This window comes from Halobaculum rubrum (assembly GCF_019880225.1).
Lineage (GTDB): Archaea > Halobacteriota > Halobacteria > Halobacteriales > Haloferacaceae > Halobaculum > Halobaculum rubrum.
This window is the reverse complement of the sequence record NZ_CP082284.1, coordinates 1,634,495-1,653,711: the sequence shown is the minus strand read 5'-3', so window position 1 is coordinate 1,653,711 and position 19,217 is coordinate 1,634,495. Positions and strand designations below refer to the sequence as shown.

18 protein-coding genes are annotated in these 19,217 nt (G+C 69.7%); 11 read left to right on the top strand and 7 right to left on the bottom strand.

Annotation, left to right across the window (positions count from 1 at the left end; translation table 11 throughout):
- Positions 1–8 precede the first annotated feature (8 nt).
- The 5 genes from K6T25_RS08590 (at position 9) to K6T25_RS08570 (ending at position 6,259) form a co-directional block, all read left to right on the top strand.
- Positions 9–1,703, top strand: a complete 1,695-nt coding sequence (locus K6T25_RS08590; RefSeq protein ID WP_222913219.1) for an ABC transporter substrate-binding protein — start codon at positions 9–11, stop codon at positions 1,701–1,703.
- 105 nt (positions 1,704–1,808) lie between these two features.
- Positions 1,809–2,804, top strand: coding sequence for an ABC transporter permease (locus K6T25_RS08585; protein WP_222913217.1), 996 nt, complete (start codon positions 1,809–1,811; stop codon positions 2,802–2,804).
- A complete protein-coding gene (locus K6T25_RS08580) occupies positions 2,804–3,808 on the top strand; it encodes an ABC transporter permease (RefSeq protein WP_222913215.1) in 1,005 nt (334 codons plus the stop codon). The genes K6T25_RS08585 and K6T25_RS08580 overlap by 1 nt, the downstream gene beginning before the upstream one ends.
- Positions 3,808–4,962 (top strand): ABC transporter ATP-binding protein, encoded by a 1,155-nt coding sequence (locus K6T25_RS08575; protein WP_222913214.1) that lies wholly within the window; start codon positions 3,808–3,810, stop codon positions 4,960–4,962. The genes K6T25_RS08580 and K6T25_RS08575 overlap by 1 nt, the downstream gene beginning before the upstream one ends.
- Positions 4,955–6,259, top strand: a complete 1,305-nt coding sequence (locus K6T25_RS08570; protein ID WP_225917719.1) for an ABC transporter ATP-binding protein — start codon at positions 4,955–4,957, stop codon at positions 6,257–6,259. The genes K6T25_RS08575 and K6T25_RS08570 overlap by 8 nt, the downstream gene beginning before the upstream one ends.
- 60 nt (positions 6,260–6,319) lie before the next feature.
- Here the strand turns inward: K6T25_RS08570 and K6T25_RS08565 are convergent, their stop codons facing one another.
- Together K6T25_RS08565 and K6T25_RS08560 are read right to left on the bottom strand one after the other, a co-directional pair.
- Positions 6,320–6,811, bottom strand: a complete 492-nt coding sequence (locus tag K6T25_RS08565) for a DUF7974 family protein (protein WP_222913212.1) — start codon at positions 6,809–6,811, stop codon at positions 6,320–6,322.
- Positions 6,812–6,906: 95 nt separating this feature from the next.
- Entirely contained in the window at positions 6,907–8,544 is a 1,638-nt protein-coding gene (locus K6T25_RS08560; RefSeq protein WP_222913210.1) for a gamma-glutamyltransferase family protein, read from the bottom strand.
- Between the two features lie 229 nt (positions 8,545–8,773).
- Here K6T25_RS08560 and K6T25_RS08555 point away from each other — a divergent pair, with 229 nt between their 5' ends.
- Positions 8,774–9,496 (top strand): helix-turn-helix domain-containing protein, encoded by a 723-nt coding sequence (locus K6T25_RS08555; protein ID WP_225917718.1) that lies wholly within the window; start codon positions 8,774–8,776, stop codon positions 9,494–9,496.
- A gap of 80 nt (positions 9,497–9,576) precedes the next feature.
- Here K6T25_RS08555 and K6T25_RS08550 read toward each other — a convergent pair whose 3' ends face one another.
- Positions 9,577–10,926 carry a M28 family metallopeptidase gene (locus K6T25_RS08550; RefSeq protein ID WP_222913208.1) on the bottom strand — a complete coding sequence of 450 codons (1,350 nt, stop codon included), beginning with the start codon at positions 10,924–10,926 and terminating at the stop codon, positions 9,577–9,579.
- A gap of 145 nt (positions 10,927–11,071) precedes the next feature.
- Between K6T25_RS08550 and K6T25_RS08545 the strand changes: the two genes are divergently transcribed.
- Positions 11,072–11,380 (top strand): hypothetical protein, encoded by a 309-nt coding sequence (locus tag K6T25_RS08545; protein WP_222913206.1) that lies wholly within the window; start codon positions 11,072–11,074, stop codon positions 11,378–11,380.
- Positions 11,381–11,396: 16 nt separating this feature from the next.
- On the opposite strand, the gene K6T25_RS08540 is transcribed toward K6T25_RS08545, so the two are convergent.
- The 4 genes from K6T25_RS08540 to K6T25_RS08525 all read right to left on the bottom strand — a co-directional run bounded on the left by K6T25_RS08540 (position 11,397) and on the right by K6T25_RS08525 (position 15,995).
- The gene (locus tag K6T25_RS08540; protein WP_222913204.1) at positions 11,397–12,038 is read right to left on the bottom strand and encodes a pyroglutamyl-peptidase I; all 642 of its coding nucleotides are present in this window, start codon (positions 12,036–12,038) and stop codon (positions 11,397–11,399) included.
- Positions 12,039–12,252: 214 nt separating this feature from the next.
- A complete protein-coding gene (locus K6T25_RS08535; RefSeq protein WP_225917717.1) occupies positions 12,253–13,536 on the bottom strand; it encodes an MFS transporter in 1,284 nt (427 codons plus the stop codon).
- Positions 13,537–13,823: 287 nt separating this feature from the next.
- Positions 13,824–15,035: an amidohydrolase family protein gene (locus K6T25_RS08530; RefSeq protein WP_222913202.1), complete on the bottom strand. Its 1,212-nt coding sequence runs from the start codon at positions 15,033–15,035 to the stop codon at positions 13,824–13,826.
- 177 nt (positions 15,036–15,212) lie between these two features.
- Complete coding sequence (locus tag K6T25_RS08525) at positions 15,213–15,995, bottom strand: DICT sensory domain-containing protein (protein ID WP_222913199.1); 783 nt, start codon at positions 15,993–15,995, stop codon at positions 15,213–15,215.
- 240 nt (positions 15,996–16,235) lie between these two features.
- Here K6T25_RS08525 and K6T25_RS08520 point away from each other — a divergent pair, with 240 nt between their 5' ends.
- From K6T25_RS08520 to K6T25_RS08505, 4 genes are all read left to right on the top strand, one after another.
- On the top strand, positions 16,236–16,430 hold the full coding sequence (locus tag K6T25_RS08520) for a hypothetical protein (protein ID WP_222913197.1): 195 nt from the start codon (positions 16,236–16,238) through the stop codon (positions 16,428–16,430).
- A 151-nt stretch (positions 16,431–16,581) separates the two neighbouring features.
- The gene (locus K6T25_RS15560) at positions 16,582–16,920 is read left to right on the top strand and encodes a hypothetical protein (protein ID WP_225917716.1); all 339 of its coding nucleotides are present in this window, start codon (positions 16,582–16,584) and stop codon (positions 16,918–16,920) included.
- A 133-nt stretch (positions 16,921–17,053) separates the two neighbouring features.
- Positions 17,054–18,439 (top strand): tRNA pseudouridine(54/55) synthase Pus10, encoded by a 1,386-nt coding sequence (locus K6T25_RS08510; protein WP_222913195.1) that lies wholly within the window; start codon positions 17,054–17,056, stop codon positions 18,437–18,439.
- A gap of 48 nt (positions 18,440–18,487) precedes the next feature.
- Positions 18,488–19,189: a ribonuclease H family protein gene (locus tag K6T25_RS08505; protein WP_222917957.1), complete on the top strand. Its 702-nt coding sequence runs from the start codon at positions 18,488–18,490 to the stop codon at positions 19,187–19,189.
- Positions 19,190–19,217 lie beyond the last annotated feature (28 nt).

Sequence of the window (19,217 nt, the reverse complement as noted above, 5' to 3'; positions counted from 1 at the left end):
GCACAACCATGACAGAAGATGACATAACTCGCGTATTCGACCGGATGAACCGGCGCACGTTCCTAACCGGGACCGGTGCGGCCGGCGTCGCAGCCGTCTCCGGCTGCCTCGGCGGCGACAGCGGCCAAAGCGACGGCGAAACTACCGATTCCGGCTCCGATTCGGGCTCCGATTCCGGCTCCGACAGCGACTCGGGCAGCATGAGCGGCGGCACGCTCAACCTCGCGCTCGTCAAGAGCCCGCTGGAGTTCGACCCGGTCGTGCTCAACGACGTCCCGTCCGACCAGGTGGCCAGCCAGATCTTCGAGGGGCTGTACACGTACGACGAGGGAACCGGCGTGGTCCCCGAGCTCGCGACGGGCGAGCCCGAGGTCAACGACGACGGCACCGTGTACACGGTGACGATGACGACGGAGGCGACGTTCTCGAACGGCGACCCCGTCACCCCCGAGGACGTGAAGTACAGCTTCGAGGCCCCGGTCGACGAGGAGACCGAGAACGCCTCGGAGTTCAACATGATCGACTCGATCGAGACGGAAGGCGACGACACGATCGTGTTCACCCTGAAGTACCCGTACGGGCCGTTCATGAACACGCTCGCCGCCGGCCGTATCGTCCCCATGTCCGTCCGAGAGGACGACAAGAACGCGTTCAACACCCAGAACCCCGTCGGGTCGGGGCCGTTCGTCTTCGACGGCTGGGAGGAGGGCGACTACGTCGACCTCGTGCGCGACGAAGACTACTGGGGCGAGCCGATGGCGAACCTCGAGAAGATCCACTTCACGCCGATCACGGAGGCGACGACTCGCGTCACCACGCTCCGCAACGGCGAGAACGACGTGGTCGAGGAGATCCCACCGAAGCTGTACTCGACGGTTCGCGACATCGACGACGCGAGCATCGACGAGGTGCCGGGTATCGGCTACTTCTACCTCGCGTTCAACTGTAACGAGGGCCCGACGGCGGACGCACGCGTCCGCGAGGCGATCGACTACTGCTTCTCGATGGACACCGCCGTCGAGCAGTACGTCGAGCCGACCGGCGTCCGTCAGTACTCCCCCACGCCCGCCTCGATCACCGAGGATTGGGGCTTCCCGATCGACGAGTGGGAGCAGATCCCCCACGACAAGAACATCGACGAGGCGACCGCCCTCTTCGAGGAGGCCGGCGTCTCGATGGACTACAACTGGAAGATCATCGTCCCGCCGGACGACAAGCGCGAACAGATCGGCATCTCGGTGTCGAACGGCCTCAAGGAGGCCGGATTCAACAACGTCTCGGTCCAGCGGCTCGACTGGGGCGCGTTCCTCGAGGCCTACGTCACCGGCAACGAGGACGACTACAACATGTACACGCTCGGCTGGTCCGGCACCCCCGACCCCGACGCGTTCACTTACTACATGTTCGGTCGCACCGACGACACGCTCGGCGTCACCAACGGGTCGTACTACGGCGCCAACAGCCAGCGGGGCAAGGACGCCGCCCAGAAAATCGTCGACGCCCGGCAGTCGGCCGACCGCGAGGAGCGCAAGCAGCTGTACACCGAGGCCATCACCACGATCCTCGAAGACCGGGCCCACCTGCCCGCGTACAACCTCAAGAACAGCTTCGGCGTGAAAGAGTACGTCAACGACTTCACGTCGCACCCGGTGGACTCGTTCCACCTGGTGACCGACAACAACAACGTCTCGGTCGACAAGTAGATCGAACCGCGAATCGGGCGGTAACTGACCGGAGCGGCCTCGATACCCGCTTCCGCGAATTTATATACCCCCGTGCGAAACGAAGGCACACGACACTAGAGACAGATGGGACGCGCACAGTACACGATCCGACGGATCCTGCAGGCGATACCGGTCCTGCTGGGAGTCGTCACGATCACGTACTTCCTGATGGAGGCGATGCCGGGCGACCCCGTGAGCATCATGCTCGGGCCGTCACCCAGCGCCCAACAGGCCGCCGCCATCCGAGCGAAGTACGGACTCGACCAGCCGGTGTGGCTTCGCTACCTGAACTACCTCTGGGACGTGGTACAGCTCGATCTGGGAACGAGTCTGTACTACGAGGTTCCCGTCACCCAGAAGATCCTCGAACGGATGCCGGTGACGATACTGTTGCTCGCGTCGAGCTTCACGTTCGCGATCGTCACGTCGATCCCGCTGGGGATCATCTCGGCCCAGCGGCGCAACAAGCCCACGGACCACGTCGCGCGGGTTGTGGCGCTGCTGGGCGTCTCGACGCCCTCCTTCTGGATCGGCCTGGTGCTCATCATTCTGTTCGCCTATCAGGTCAGTTGGTTCCCCGCGACCAGCCTCGTGCTTCCGTGGGCGTCGCCCGCGGAGGTGGGCGTCGACAGCCAGTTCGACGTGCTCGTCACGTCGTTGCACCACCTCGTGTTGCCGACGGTGTCGCTCGGCACGCTCCAGATGGCGGCGCTCACCCGGATCGAGCGGTCGTCGATGCTGGAGGTGCTCGGCGAGGAGTACGTCAAGCTCGCGCGCGCCTACGGCGTCAAGGAGACGACGATCCTCCGCAAGCACGCGTTCCGTAACGCACAGCTCCCGCTGATCACGCTGTTGGGGCTCCAGCTCACCAGCGCTATCGGCGGGGCGGTGTTGACCGAGACCGTCTTTTCCATCAACGGGATGGGGACGCTCATCATCACCGCGATCAACAACCAAGACTTCGCGCTGGTGGTCGGCACGACGCTCGTGCTCGGCCTGGTGTTCGTCGTCGGGGTCATCATCACCGACCTCTCGTACGCGTACATCGACCCGCGAGTCACCTTCGAGGACGCAGACTGATGGCGACGACAACCGGATCCGAACCCGACTCGCGAACCGAGAACGAATCACAGCCCGCCGAGTCCGACCCCGACCAACCCGCCGCGAACGTCGGGTGGCGCTACACCGTCTCGCAGGTCCGTCGCGACCCGACGGCGCTGGCGGGGCTGGGGATCATCGGGGTCGCGACGCTCGTCGCGGTCGTCGCGTTCATCGATCAGTCCGTCCTCCCGATATTCGGGATCGAACAGTACGCCATCGCGCAGGCGGTGTGGATGAGTCCCAACGCCGAGGTCGCCCCCCAGTTGCTGCCGCCGGCGTGGACGACCAACGTCTTCGGCGAGGGGACGTGGACCCACCCGCTGGGCACCGACGACCGCGGGCGCGACATCCTCGCGCGGGTGTTCTACGGCACGCGCATCGCCATCTCCGTCGGCGTCATCGCGACGACCATCGCGCTGGTGGCCGGGACGGTCGTCGGGTCGGTCGCCGGCTACTACGGCGGTCGGATCGACGACGTGCTGATGCGTGCCGCCGAGACGCTGTACGCCATCCCGTTTCTCGTGCTCGTCATCGTGTTCATGGTCGCGTTCGGTCGCAACCTCACGTTCGCGATGATCGGCGTCGGGATCGCCAACATTCCGACGTTCGCCCGGCTCATCCGCTCGCGGGTGTTGTCGGTGCGCGAGGAGGACTACATCGAGGCCGCACGTGCGGCCGGCGTACGCGACCGCAACATCATCTCCAGACACGTCATCCCGAACAGCTTCGCGCCCGTCCTGGTGCAGGCGACCCTGCAGATCGGCGTGGCGATCCTCATCGTCGCCGGGCTGTCGTTCCTCGGCTTCGGCGCACAGCCCCCCACGCCCTCGTGGGGACAGATGCTCTCGCAGTCGCGCGACTACATGCTGCCCGACCCGTGGTTCAGTATCTGGCCCGGGCTGGCGATCCTCATCACCGTGGTCGGCTTCAACCTGCTCGGCGACGGGCTCCGCGACGCGCTCGACCCCCGTATCAACAACTGATGTCCGAACCACTACTCACAGTCGAGAACCTGAAGACCCAGTTCTTCACCGAGGAAGGCACCGTCCGCGCGGTCGACGGCGTGAGCTTCGAGGTCAACGAGAGCGAACTCGTCGGCCTCGTCGGCGAATCCGGCGCCGGCAAGTCGGTCGCCGCCCAGTCGATCATGCGGCTCGTCGAGGAGCCGGGGCGGATCGTCGACGGCACCGTCACGTTCGACGGGAAGAAGCTGATCGACATCGTGGAGACACCCGACGGCCGGATGGAGGAGTCCGACGAGATGCTCTCGAACCGGGAGATGCGCGAGCAGATCCGCGGCCGCGAGATCGCGATCGTCTTCCAGGACCCCATGGAGTCGCTCAATCCGGTGTTCAAGGTGGGCGCCCAGCTCCGGGAGTTCATCGAGTTGAACCGGGGCGTCGGCGAGTCGGAGGCGAAGACGATCGCCGTCGACATGCTCCGGGAGGTCGGCATTCCCGAACCCGAGACCCGATACGACGACTACCCCCACGAGTTCTCCGGCGGGATGCGCCAGCGCGTGCTGATCGCGATGGCGCTGGCGTGTGAGCCGCGGCTCATCATCGCCGACGAGCCGACGACCGCGCTCGACGTGACCGTCGAGGGACAGATCCTCGATCTGGTCAGCGACCTCCAGGACCGGTACGACACCGCGTTCCTGTGGGTCACCCACGACATGGGCGTCGTCGCGGAGATCTGCGACCGGGTGAACGTCATGTATCTCGGCGAGGTCGTCGAGGAGGCCGAGGTCGACGACCTGTTTCACGACACGAAACACCCCTACACCGAGGCGCTGCTGCGGTCGATGCCCCGACCCGACCGGACTATCGAGTCGCTCGACCCGATCAAGGGGGTGATGCCGGAGGCGATCAACCCGCCCTCCGGCTGCCGGTTCCATACGCGCTGCCCGGAGGCCCGGGAGGCGTGCAGGGAGTTCCACCCGGAGTACCACGACGTGAGCGACGCCGCCGAAGCCCCACACCGGGTGTCGTGCATCAAGTTCGAGAGCGTCGGCTACGAACACAGCGAACCGCTGGAGACGGAGGCGACCGGCGCCTTCGCGGGCGGGCTCGCCGAGATGCGCGGCGACGACAGCCAGGAGACCGCCGGCGTGTCCGGAGGTGAGGTCGATGAGTGAGGCCACCGGGACGGGACCGCTCGGCACCGGCGACGGCGGGACCGACGACGACACCATCCTCAGCGTGCAGGGCCTGACGAAGCACTTCAGTCAGTCCGACGGGATGTTGTCGGCGCTGTTCGACAAGCCGCCCGTGCGCGCCGTCGAGGACGTGAGCTTCGACGTGAAGCGCGGCGAGACGCTCGGGCTGGTCGGCGAATCCGGCTGCGGGAAGTCGACGCTCGCGCGGACCATCCTCCGACTCGTCGATCCCACGGACGGGGCGGTGTACTTCGAGGGCGACAACCTCGCGGAGCTGTCGGGGTCGGACCTCCGCGACCGCCGTCGCGACCTGCAGATGATCTTCCAGGACCCCCAGTCGAGCCTGGACCCGCGGATGAAGGTCGGCCCCATCGTCGAGGAGCCGATGAAGGCCCACGGTCTCTACAAGGGCGAGCGCGAGGAGCGCGCCCGCGAGTTGCTGGAGAAGGTCGGGCTCGACCCGCACCACTACAACCGCTATCCGCACCAGTTCTCCGGCGGACAACGCCAGCGGATCAACCTCGCGCGGGCGCTATCGGTGAATCCGGACTTCATCGTCTGCGACGAACCGGTGTCGGCGCTCGACGTGTCGATCCAGGCGCAGGTGCTCAACACGATGCAGGAGCTGCAAGACGAGTTCGGCCTCACCTACCTGTTCATCGCACACGACCTCAGCGTCATCCGGCACATCTCCGACCGTGTCGCCGTGATGTACCTCGGCCAGTTGGTCGAACTCGCCGAGACCGAGGAACTGTTCGAACACCCCGCACACCCCTACACGGAGGCGCTGCTCGAGTCCATCCCGGTCCCGGATCCGCGCTCGACGGGCGCCCGGAGCGTGCTCGAGGGCGACGTTCCCTCGCCGATCGAGCCGCCGTCGGGCTGTCGGTTCCGGACCCGGTGTCCGAGACTCATCCAACCAGACGAGTTCTCGATGGACCCCGACACGTGGGTGGCCGTCCGCGAGTTCACCCGCGCGGTGGATCGGCGCACCTTCGAGGCCGACGACCGCAGCACGGCCCGGGCGAAGTTCTTCCCCGACGGCACGCCGTCGGGACGCGCGGGGAGCGTCGTCGACGATGCGCTCGATCAGGTCGCCGACGACGAGTGGGAAGACGCGGCCGAGCAACTCGTCTCGACGTTCGCGGAGGCGAGTATCTGTGCGACCGAGGAGCCGTCGTACGCCGTCGAGCCGACGATCGGTGACGGCGAGCATTTCGCCGCCTGTCACCTCCACCGCGAGGACGTGGAAGCGCCCGCTCCCGCCGACGACTGAGACGACCGGTCGTCAGTCGGGTTTCTCGATCTGCCGACGGGTTCGACAGCGACGGCCCAGTCACTCGATCCGGAACGTCGTCCGGGCTTCGGGTCGCTCGTTCCCGGTCGCGACGAACGCGCGGATCTCGTGGTCGCCGCGGTCGAGCGGCGACGAGCGAACGCCGCGGTCGTCGCGACGGGTCACCCGGCCGTCCCACGTCCACTCGTAGGTCTTGCGCTCGCGGGCGCGAAACGAGAGCGTCCCCGAGCCCCCGGGGTCGCGCCGGGGCTCCTCGCTGGCCTCCAGCGCGCCGTCGACCTCCCACCCCCACAGGCGTCGCGACGAGGTCGTCACCGCGACCGGCACGGGGAACCGGTTGCGGATGACGACGCGCACCGATACCGGGTCGCCCGGCGCGTACACCTCGCGGTCGGTGTCGACGGCGATCGAGAGCCCCCGGGCGACCAGCGACGCCGGGAGGAGGGCGGCGACCGCCGCGCCGAGGTAGTCACGCGTCTCGTCGAAGCCGAGGCGGTCGCGATCCTCGCGACTTCGCGGGGACTGTGGCACGGGCGCCAGAATGGCCGAGGAGCGAATGAGCGTGTCGGTTCCGGGCGAGCAAACGGCTGTCACCGCTCACCAGTCAGTGAGCGTCGGGGAGCCGGTCAGTACCCCTGCGCGTTGCCGTCCTTGCGGGGCTCGGTCGCGGCCGAGAGGACGCCGTCGGCGCTGCGGACGATCTGCGCCCCGCCGAACAGCGCCGGCGGGAGCGTCCTCACGTCGTGGCCCTTCCGGACCAGCTTCGCGGCCGTGTTGCCGTCGAACTGCGGCTCCAGCGCCAGGCTCCCCTCCTCGCGGTAGCGCCAGCGGGCGCTGTCGAGCGCCGTCTGCAGCGGCTGGTCGTAGTCGACGACGTTCGAGATCACCTGCACGTGCCCCTGCGGCTGCATGTAGCCGCCCATCACGCCGAAGGCCGCCCAGTCGTCGGTGCCGTCGTCGTCGGGCGCGAAGTCCGCCAGCGCCGGGATCAGTGTGTGGAAGGGTCGCTTGCCGGGCGCCAGCGAGTTGGGGTGGTCCGGGTCCAGCGAGAACGACGAGCCGCGGTTCTGCAGCGCGATGCCGGTGTCGCCGGCGACCAGCCCGGAGCCGAAGCCGGCGAACCGGGAGTTGATGAACGAGACGACGTTGCCCTCGTCGTCGGCGACGCACAGCAGCACCGTGTCCGCGTCCTCGGCGTTCGCGTCGGGCACGCCGAACGTCACGTCGTCGTTGCACTCCTCGCCGACCTCCTGCGCGCGCGTTGCGGCCCACTCCTTGCTCGCCAGCGGCGGGTGCTCCTCGAAGTCGGGGTCGGTGATGTAGCGGTGGCCGTCGTGGAATGCCAGCTTCAGCGCCTCCGAGAAGTAGTGGACGCGCTCGGGCGAGTCGTAGTCGTGCTCGCCCGCGCCCAGTTCCTCGGCGATGTTCAGCGCCTCCAGCGCGATGAGCCCCTGGTTGTTCGGCGGCAGCTCGTACACCTCCGTCCCGTTGTACGTAGTCGAGACGGGATCGGGGAACTCCGGCTCGAAGTCGGCGAGGTCGTCGGTCGTGAGGAAGCCGCCCTGCGCTTGCACTTCGGCGGCGATCTGCTCGCCGATCTCCCCCTCGTACACCACGTCGGCGCCCTCCTCGGCGATCCGTCGCATCGACTCGCCCAGCTTCGGGAGCGTCACGTGCTGACCCACGTCGGGCGCCTCGCCGTCGAAGAGGTACGCCTCCCGCGCGTGGTCAGTCTCGAACAGCTCTTCGCCGTGTTGCCACTGTGCGGAGACGACCTCCGAGACAGGGTACCCGTCGATCGCATACCGGATCGCCGGCTGGAGCAGGTCGCCCAACGACTTCTCGCCGAACCGCTCGGCGGTGACCTCCCACCCGCGGGCGGTGCCGGGGACCGTCACCGCGTGGGCGCCGGTGTCTGGCATCTCGGCGTCGGCGGGGTCGACTCCCTCCTCGTCGGCGACGGCCTCGCGCACGGTCTCGATCGTCGCCTCGGCGGGCGCGGGGCCACACGAGCGCATCGCGCCAACCTCGCCGTCGGCGGTACGATACAGCGCGAACACGTCGCCGCCGAGCCCGGTCGAGGTCGGCTCGACGACGTTCAACGCGGCGGCGGTCGCGACCGCCGCGTCGAAGGCGTTTCCACCGTCCTCGAGCACGGAGATCCCCGCCTGCGACGCGAGCGGCTGACTGGTGGCCACGACTCCGCGCTGACCGTACACCGTCGATCGGCGGGACGCGAACCGATCGATGTCCGGGTTGTCCATACTCACGGGAGTCACCGGGGCGGTGAAAACGTGGTCCCGAATATTTCCGGCGCACACGTCCTGTAGTTATCGTCGAACCGGCATGTCGTGACCTATTTTGTGTTCACACGGAGACACCGGAAGGATCGACGTTCGAAGTCGACGTCCCGACGGACCCCTCGCCGTCAGGATGCCTCGCGAGGAGACGGTGCGAAAAACCCAATAGAGGCCCAAATATATCAGGGACAATATGAGCGACGACGGGGATGAGGTTCGTTCGATGCGCGAGGTGACACTCAAGATCAAACACGTCGGTCAGCCGGAGACGGCGGCGTCCGAGCGCTACCCGGAGGTGACGATGCGGTCGGTGTCGTCGATGACGGGACGGGAGGACGAGCGCAAGCGGATCGTCGAGCTGACCGGCGACCCGGACGACATCGCCGGGTTCATCGACGTGTACGCGGCCGGCGACCCGGTGATCGAGGCCGAGCCGATCACCCCGCTCGGCGAGTCGACGGTCTTCGTTGCGCTCACCATCGAAGTGCCTCGGTGGGACAGCATCACCGAGCTGTTCGCGGAGTTGGGGCTTCACTACCGGACGGGAACCGAGATCACCGGCGGCTACGAGCGATGGGTCGTGTATCTCGACGCCGCCGACGACCTCTCGACGGTCGTCGACGCGGTCGAGGCCCGCGGCAACGAGGTCGAGCTGGTCCGGCAGCTCGAGATGCACGAGGTCGACGCCGGCCCGCGCTTCGAGACTGCGGGCGTCCTCCACGATCTGACCCCGCGCCAACGCGAGGCGCTCGCGGCGGCGATCCGGGCGGGGTACTACGGCCACGAGAAGGACGCCGGGGTCGAGGACGTGGCAACGGAGCTGGACGTCAGCACGACGACGGCGTGGGAGCACCTCGCACGCGCCGAGGGGAAGGTGATGGACGACCTCGGGGAGTTCCTCGGCCGCGGCGACTGAGAGGAGTGTGTACCGCAGGCGGACCCGAACGGGCGCGTCCTCGTTCGTCGGATCGCGTCCCCGCCCGCTCCAGCCTGTCCCTACTCGAGATCCGCGTACGGCCAGCGCCCGCCCATCCGCAGTTCCTGTTCGTACCCCTCGTCGATGGCGTCGCGCATCTCCGCGCGGCTCCGTCCCGGCGTCTCCACGTCCGCGGCGGCGAGACGCGCGACCGCCTCGGCGACCTGGACGGCCACGTCGCGCAGGTCACGCGAGTCGAGCTTGTCGAGCGTGTCGGCGTGGGTGTGACCCCAGCCGCGGCCGGACTGCTCGGAGGTCGTCGAGGTCATCACGGCCGGGACGCCCTCCTGCACGAACGCCCACTGGTCGCCGTGCGGGGAGATAGTGTCGTCCGTCGAGAGGCTGGCGTCCAGATCGTCGGTCACCGCCTCGAACACCGATCCCATCTCCTCGAACTCGTTCGTTCCCACGCGGAGGTTCCGCGATGAACAGGCGCCGTCGAGGTTGACGACGCAGTTCGTGTCGTCCAGATCGGTCGTCTCCGCGCAGTGGTACGCCCCCCACAGACCGATCTCCTCGGAGCCGAAGGTGACGAGGCGGACGCGGGTGTCCAGCTCCACGTCGTCGCGGGCGAGGATCCGGCCGACCGCCGCGACGAGCGCGGAGCCGGCGCCGTTGTCGTTGGCGCCGTCGGCGATGTCGTGGGCGTCGACGTGCGCGGTGAGGAGGACGTGCTCGTCGGTGTCGGGGCCGACCTCCGCCTCGACGTTCACCGAGGTCGTCGCCTCGTTGCGGCAGTCCACCGAGACAGTCGCCTCACAGCCTTCCTCGGCGTACCGGGCGAGACGCTTCCCGACCTCACAGGAGACGCCGACGGCGGGGATCGGCCCGGGGCGCTCGTGGTAGCCGACCTCGCCGGTCGGCGGCAGCGACCCGTCGAGGTGGTTGCGAAAGACGAACGCGACGGCGCCGTGGTCGGCGGCGTTGACGTACTTCTCCATCCGGTGGATCCAGCGGTCGACCGACTCCGGCGTCGCCGACGACGCCATCGCGATGGCGCCGTCCAGTTCCTCGGCTTTCTCCTCGAACTCCTCGTAGGTGCCGTCGCCCACGTCGACGACGCGCCCGGTCGCTTCCCCCGCGGGACAGCCGGGGAGCGCGAGCACGTCCTGCTGGCCGTCGTGAACGCGCTCGTGAGGCTCGTGGATCGACAGCGAGGAGTCGCCGCGCCACCAGCCGGGGATCTCGAACTCCTCGATCCGGGCGTCGCGGGCGCCGGCGCGCTCGAGGGCGTCGCGCACGACTTCGGCGCCGCGGCGCTCGCCCGCCTGCCCGGCCATTCGACTCCCTACGTCGACCAGGTCGGTCAACACGTCCCAGCCGAAGCCGCTCGTCTGTGCGTCGCCCACGGCCGCGTTCGGTAGTCGCATACCCCGGCGTTCGACGCGACCGCCTTGAGTTCCCGGATCCCGGTCGGCCATCGCGCCGGATTGCCGGCCGTTCGTCGAGCCGGATCCACGGACGGCCCGACGCCGGCGACAGATTCATGTGTCATGGTACCAATTAACACGAAAGATGTCCGAACCCACCGATCTCTCCGACGTCGACGAGCGAGTGCTGCGCCACCTCGACGGGTCGAGCGTGGACTACCCGGCGCTCGTCGCCGCCAACACCGGGCTCCACATCCCGCTGGTGGAGCGTCGGCTGGCGACGCTCGCGGAGCGTGGGTTCGTGGAGGCGGTGACCGACGAGCAGATCTTCCGGATCACCGAGCATGGCCGCCGAGCGCTGTCGGAAAAACCGGCCGCGTCGACGGCCGCCGACGCGACTCCGACCCGTGAGACCGCCGCCCCTGACGGCGGTTCGCCGGTCGATACTGACTGAATCGTCCCCGTTCCCGTTACTCGCCGCCGTCGAGCGCCGCCTCGAACGCGAGTTCGACCGCCCGCTCGTCCAGCGCCCGCGGGAGGCTCGGCTGCACGCTCCCGCCGCGGGCCGCCTCGCCGTCCGCCGCGGCCGACGCCGCCTGCTCGGGCGTCGCAGGGAGATGGAGGAAGCCGGCCGGCGTGTTCGTCCCCGCGAGCAGCGCGAGCGTCCGGTAGAGGATGCCGTTACAGAGGTGCGTGCCCGCGGTGTTCGACACGCGAGCGGGGACGCCTTCCGCCAGACAGGCCTCGACCGTCTCGCGAACCGGGAGCGTCGAGCGCCGCGCGTCCGGTCCCGTCGGGTCGAGCCGCTCGTCGACCGGGTCGTTGCCGTCGTTGTCGGGAACACCGACGGTGTCGGCCACGTTGATCGCGACGCGCTCGACGCAGACCGCCGACCGCCCGGCTGCGAGGCCGGTGGCGACGACGGCCGCCGGGTCGTGCTCGTCGATCAGGTCGGCCATCCGGTCTTCGGCGGCGCCGAACGCGACGGGGAGCACCCGACCGACGACCTCGTGGCCCGCGACGGTCCGCCCGTCGAGCGCCTCGGCGACCTCGCCGGAGGGGTTCACGTCGTGGTCGCCGAACGGCTCGTAGCCGGTGCAGAGAACGGTCATACTCGCCATCGCCGCCGGCGACTCCTAAGCGTTCGCGTCGCCCGCGGGGGTCGCCGGTTCGGATCCGGCTGGAGCCGACGCGACGCCGAGCGGTGCGGCTCGTTCGCGCTCCGCTCGGTTCGCGTCTCGCCCTGTTCGTGGGCGGAGCGGCACGGGGACCGCTCCGCCGTCCGTACGAGGCTTCGTTCGCGCTACACGCTCACTCGACCTCGCCTCAGTCGTCGCCGGCGACGGTCGGCGCGTCGGCCGCCGAATCGTCCCGCAACGTCGTCGCGGCGATGACCCCGGCGACGACGACGAGCCCGACGCACGCGAGATACTCCGCCGAGAGGCCGATCTCGGCCGCAAGCGGGAGCGCCACCAGCGGGCCGAGCGTCGAGCCCAGGTCGCCGAAGACGTTGTAGACGCCGCCGAGTTTGCCCACGTCCCCGCCGGGCGCGATGTCGCCGAGGTACGCCAACAGCGGCGGGCCCGTCAGCCCGGCGCCCGCGCCGACGAGGCCGACGCCCGCGAGCACGCCCGGCGCGGTCGGCACCAGCGCCGTGAGCGCGAACCCCGACCCGAACACGGCGAGGCCGGGGACGACCGTCGTGAGCCGGCCCATGCTGTCGGAGAAGCGACCGACCGCGAGGTTCGACACCGCCAGCGCGACGACGGAGACAGCCATCACGAGGCCGCTTGTGCCGGCGCCGGCGAACCCGCCCAGCGAGATGTCGTTGGCCTCGGTGTACAGCACGACCGTCGACAGCAGGACGCCCGCATAGAGGAACCGGATCGTGAAGTTGACCGCGCCGACGGCGCCGATCCGGGTGTCCGCCCGGACGAGCGCGGGAACGTCCCGCAGGCGGCTCTTCTCGCCGACTTCGGGCGAGACGTTCGGAAGTACGCGGTAGGCGACCGCCGCCGCGACCAGCCCGGCGACGCCCGCGACGGCGAACGCCTCCGCGTAGCCGTACAGCTCCGTGACGACGCCGCCGAGGATCAGCCCCGTCGGGAAGCCGAGGCTCTGTCCGCCGCGCATGTAGCCCACCCAGCGTCCGCGGTTCGCCGACGTGGTCACGTGCGTCACCGTGGAGAAGGCGCCGACGAACACGAACGCCGAGCCGATCCCCCACGCCGCCCGCGACACGAGGAAGACGGCCGACGACGGGAGCCCGAACGGCGGGTTCAGCCCGACGAGGTAGCCGAAGGGGACGAGCCCCTGCACCAGGAACCCCGCGATCATCGGCCGGCGCGTCCCCATGCGGTCGAGGATGCTCCCCGCCGGCGTCGACATCACCAGCCGCGTGAACCGGTTGATCGAGAGGATCAGTCCGACGAGAACCGGCGCGATGCCGAGCACCGACCCCAGCGCCGGGATGGTCGGGAACGCGACGCCGCCGCCCACCCCGCCGAAGAACACCCCGGCGACGAGGCTGAGGACGACGGTCCGCACCTGTTGCTCGGAGTAGGCGGGCGCGTCGTCCGGGTCGTCGGTCGGGGCTGTCGTGTCGGTCACGTCGGTCCTCGTGTCTCGGAGGTCGAAGCGGTCGGCAGCGTCGCGGACAGCGGCGGCACCGTCGCCGGTGTCGCGGGGGTCGTGTTCGAGTCGAAGCGGAGGGCGAACCGGTACCCGAACGATCGATACGCGGGAGCGATCCGATCAGTGAGCGGAGGCGCCCGACCGCTCAGACGTACCGGACGGCCCCGACGCACCGGACGGCCCGGAGGTCGACGGCCTCCCGCTCGCGTCGGTTGCGCCGTCACGTCTCGTGTACCACTGGTCCCGTTCGTCACCCGCCCCGATCACCACGCGTACTCCTCGCGCGGGTCGACGTCGTCGCGCTCGCGGTCGAACACGACCTCCCCGTCGACGACGACGTGCCGGCTGCGGGTGTCCATCTCGTGGAACGGACCGTCCCACACGACCAGGTCGGCGTCCGTCCCCTCGGCGAGGTCGCCGACGCGGTCGCCGATCCCGAGGATGTCGGCGGGGTTCGTGGTCACCGCGTCCAGCGCCGCCTCCTCGGGGAACCCCTCGCGGACCGCGAGGCCGACGCACACGTCGAGGTGCTGTTGGGGGAGCACCGGCGCGTCGGTCTGGATGGCGACGGTGACGCCCGCATCGTGGAGGATCCCGGGCGTCTCGAAGGTGATGTTGCGGAGCTCGTACTTCGAGGCCGACGAGAACGACGGGCCGACGATGGCGGGCACGTCGCGCTCGGCGAACTCCTCGGCGACGACGTGACCCTCGGTAGCGTGTTCGATCGAGAGCGCGTCGATGTCGAACTCCTCGGCGATCCGGAACACGGTCATGATGTCGTCCGAGCGGTGCGCGTGGACCCGCAGCGGCAGGTCCTCCTCGAGGACGCGAGCGAGGTTCTCCCGCCCCAGGTCGCGTTCGAACGGCTCGCCGTTCTCGCGGGCGTGCTCGCGCGCTTCGATGTAGTCCTCGGTCGCCATGAGCTCCTCGCGGAGGGTGGCGGCGACCCCCGGCCGCGTGGACGGCTGGCGCCCCTCCTGCTCCCCGTGGAAGCGCTTGGGGTTCTCGCCCATCGCGGCCTTCATGCCGTCCTCCCTGATGAACATCCGGTCGGCAACCGTCCCGTACGTCTTCATCGAGCAGATTATCCCGCCGATGACGTTGCCCGAGCCCATGCGCGCGGAGACGGTGGTGACGCCGTTCTGGAACGCCCCCTGCAACTCCTCGTCGCGCGGGTGGAAGCCGTCGAGCGCGTTCACGTGTGGCGTCGTCGCGCTCGTTCCCTCGTTGACGTCGCCGTCTTCCGGTTCGCCCCATTCGGCCATCCCGGCGTGGCTGTGGGCGTCGATCAGCCCGGGAGTGACCTCCATCCCCGTCGCGTCGATCTCCGTCGCGTCGCCGGGCGCGTCGACGTCGCCGACGGCCGCGATCTCGCCGTCGACGACGAGCACGTCCCCGTCGATCGTTCCCCTGTCGGTCTGGGTGTGCACGGTTCCGCCCCGGACGACGAGCGCGTCCGCGTCTGCGTCACTCATTGGCTCGCGGTTGGCGAAGCGCTCGGAAAGTGTTTCGGTTCGAAACGGGCGGGGCGCGGGAACGGGGACCGACTCGGACCGCGAGAAACGGAGGACTGCGAGACTGGAAGGGGAAGGGAAGGGAGTCGACCGCGGCGACGGGCGGAAACCGATGCTGTCCGACGGCGCCGGACCGGCCTACAGCTGTCGACGCACCGTCTCGGCGAGGTCCGCGACCGGGCCGGGGCGGAACGTCCAGACCCCGCGCCATACGTTCGGCTCCTCCTCCAGCACGAGGAGTCCCGCGGCCGTGGTGTCGGGACCGACCGCGTCGGACGGCGGGTCGAACACCACGAACCACGAGTCGCTGTAGCCGTGGCCGTAGCCGGCGTGGGCGGTCACGTCCAGTCGAGACTCGGGGTCCCAGTCCGGCTCGCCGTACACGTGTACGTCCACGTCGCCGTCGGAGAGCCGCTCGTACGCCCGCATGGTGCCGGTCTCGTCGTCGATCCGTGAGAGCCGCTGGAAGGAGGCGTGGAGTTCCCCCCGGTCGGCCCGGTGCGCGCGCAACTCGATCTGCCTGCTCATCGCGATGAGCAGGAGCTTCTCCTTGTGTGCGTGCGGATACCCCCGCAGGCGGAAGGGCACGTCCGCAAGTTCGGTGAGCACCGAAGGCAACTCCGCGTCGTCGAGGTCGAGCGTCCCGGTGGTGTAGATGTCCGAGTTGACCATGAGGATCGCGCGCTCGAGCGACGCCAACGGCGAGGTCGCGACGACCTCGTCGTTCTCGACGAGGACCGCGACGTCGTCGTCGACGACCTCGACGGCCGACGAGTTGATCGTGACCGTCACCGGCTGATCGGTGAACAGCCGACGGAGCATGGAGTCGAGGGGCGTGCTGCCGTCGCGACGAACCACCGCGAGGCGCCTGTCGGTGGCCCCGTCGGACGCGAGCTTCTCGAACTGCGCGTCCAGCCTCATGTACGCCGGTCGAGTTCGACCCGACGGATAAGCCTGATTCCGTTGCAATCAACGACGAGAACTGGGGCGGCGGCGTGGCGAGGCCGACGGCGTTCGTCCGGGCAGCGTGTCGGTTCAGAACCGCGACGACTGTCGCGTCCGCCACGTCGGCGACCTCCGTGCCAACTCCTGTCACTGCGGAGAAAGTATTAAGAATTCCGCCCTCATCGGCGAAGGTACGACGACCCACGGAGGCCCCCAATGACCGACCACACCACCCTCACACCCCGCTCGTCGTTCGGTAGCGACGGGGATGGGTGGTCGGTCGCCGGCGCCCCCGCCGCCGTCCGTGTCGCGTTCGCCGCGCCGAAGGCGAACGCGACCGGGACCGGCGTGGGTGCGGCCGCGGGGAATATCGCCCCCGTGTACGGACCGTCCGTCTCCATCGCCGCGTGACCCGGCGACGCGTCTCGGGCTCGACCCGAGCGGAGGCGGACGCCGTTTTCTACCTCCCGTTCAGGTCCCCGTGACTCCGTCAGCCGGCTCGCGCGGCAGACCCGCTCCCCCGGGAAGGCCCGCAGTCGCGTTCGAGCCGCGCAGGGAGTCTATGTCGGTCCACCGACAGCGACTGGCCGACGCCAGCATGACCATCGCGGTGTCCAGATCCGCGCCCGGCGACCTCGCCGAGGGCGCCGAAACGAAACTCGCACGCGCCGACGCGGTCGGCGCCGTCGAGTCGCTCGACATCCGCGGCCTCCAGCCCGGCCTCAACGACCTCACGGTCGAGGCCGACGCCACAGTCGCGCTCGCGGGCGACGCCGGCGAGGACCGCGAGACCGTCGCCGACGCGCTCGCCGAGACGTTCGGCGTGACCGACGTGGCCGTGACGGCCGTCCGCTCGGTCCCGCCCGACAGCGCCGACGGCGCCGCCGTCGCCGGCGAGTAGCGGCGACATCGTCGCCGACGAGGAGCAGCGCCCACACGCCGGCGACGGTCCGTTCACTCCGCGCCGCTGCTGAGCCCCGCAAGCGGTCCGGCCGGACCGAAAGTGCCTACCGCCCCCCGCGACGATTCGGGGTATGACCGACTCCGACGCTCCCGCGGACGCTGGCGGCGACGACGCCGGCTCCTCCGGGGAGAGCGCCGTCCCCGACGTTCTCGACGCCGCCCGAGCGCTCCTCGCGACAGGGCCGCTGTGTGACCACTGCCTCGGCCGCCCGTTCGCCGAGCGCTCGTTCGGCCTCGGCAACCACGAGCGCGGCCGCGGGCTCCGGATCGCCGTCGCGCTCGACGACAACTCCGACTACGAGGGCGGTGCGGCCGGCGACTGCTGGGTGTGTGAGGGCGTGTTCGAGCGCGTCGACGAGTTCGCCGAGCGCGCAGCCGACGCGGTCGCGGACTACGAGTACGCCACCTACCAGGTCGGGACGCGCGTCCCGCCGCTCGCGGAGGAGAACGACCGACTGCTCCGGGAGGACGCCGGGCTGGACCCGGAGATCGGCGAGCCGCTGCGCAAGGAACTCAACAGGGAAGTAGGCAAGCGCGTCGGCCAGGTCACCGACACCGAGGTCGACTTCGAGCGCCCGCACGTCCAGTTCCTCCTCGACGTGGACGCCGACCGCGTCGAGGCGACGGTCAACTCCGCGCACGTGTACGGCCGCTACCGGAAGCTCGAGCGCGACATCCCGCAGACGGAGTGGCCCTGCTCGGACTGCCGTGGATCCGGTCGACAGGGCCGGGAACCCTGCGACACCTGCGACGGTTCGGGGTACCTGTACCCCGAGAGCGTCGAACAGCTCACCGCACCGGTCGTTGAGGACGTGATGGAGGGCGTCGACTCCACCTTCCACGGCGCCGGCCGCGAGGACGTGGACGCGCTGATGCTCGGCACCGGCCGCCCGTTCGTGATCGAGGTGGACGAGCCCCGGCGCCGCGATATCGATGCGGATCGACTGGAGTCCGACATCAACGCGTTCGCCGACGGGAAGGTCGAGGTCGAGGGCCTGCGCCGCTGCACCCACGACATGGTCGAGCGCGTGAAGGAGCTCGACGCGACGAAGCGGTACCACGCGGCCGTCGAGTTCGGCGCCGACGTGACCGCCGAGGAACTGGCCGACGCCGTCGACGAGCTCGACGGCGCGACCATCGAGCAGTACACGCCGAACCGCGTCGACCACCGGCGCGCCGCGAAGACGCGGACCCGCGTCGCCCACGACGTGACCGGCGAACTGGAGGACGCCCGCCACGTTGCCGTCGAGGTTCACGGCGCCGGCGGCCTCTACATCAAGGAGCTGATCTCCGGCGACGAGGGGCGGACGGAACCGAGCCTCGCGGGCCTGCTCGGCGTCGACGCCGAGGTGACGACGCTGGACGTGCTCGCCGTCGAGGGGCGCGACGAGCAGTTCGAGCACTCCGGGTTCTTCCTCGACGACGAGGATCGCGACACCGACGTCGACGGGGAGTGAGCCGTGCTCGGCGCAGACGAGGCAGGAAAGGGGCCGGTGCTGGGCCCAATGGTCGCCGCCGCGGTCCGCGCCGATCCCGCGGCGATCCCCGAGGGCGTGGACGACTCCAAGCGCCTCTCCGCGACGAGACGCGAGGAACTCGACGCCGTCCTCCGGGGCGACGACCGCGTCGGCGTCTCGGTCGCCGTCGTCTCCGTCGACCGGATCGACGACCCCGCGACCGACATGAACACCCTCACCGTCGCCGGACAGGCCGAGGCGCTCGCGGCGGTCGCCCGCGACGGCGACCGCGCGGTCGTCGACGCCGGCGACGTGAGCGAGTCGCGGTTCGCCGAGCGCGTCGCGGACGGGATCGCTGACGCCTTCGCCGACGACGGCACAACCGCCGACGGTGGTGACCGCGACCGCGTCGGCGACCGCGATGGCGACGGTGCCGGCGAACACCGTTCGGGCCCGAGCGTCGATGTGACGGCCGAGCACGGCGCCGACGAGTCGTACCCGGTCGTCGCGGCCGCGAGCGTCGTCGCCAAGGTGGAACGCGACCGGATCGTCGCCGAGTTGGACGCCGCCTACCGCGACCGCGGCTACGACGGGATCGGCAGCGGCTACCCCTCGGACCCGAACACTCGCGAGTTCCTCCGGAAGTACGTGGACCGCGAGGGCGACCTGCCGGAGTGCGCCCGCACGTCGTGGAGCACCTGCGACGACGTGCTCGCGGCGAGCGAGCAGTCGGCGCTCGGGGAGTTCTGACCCGGACCGAACACGGGAGGAACCGTCG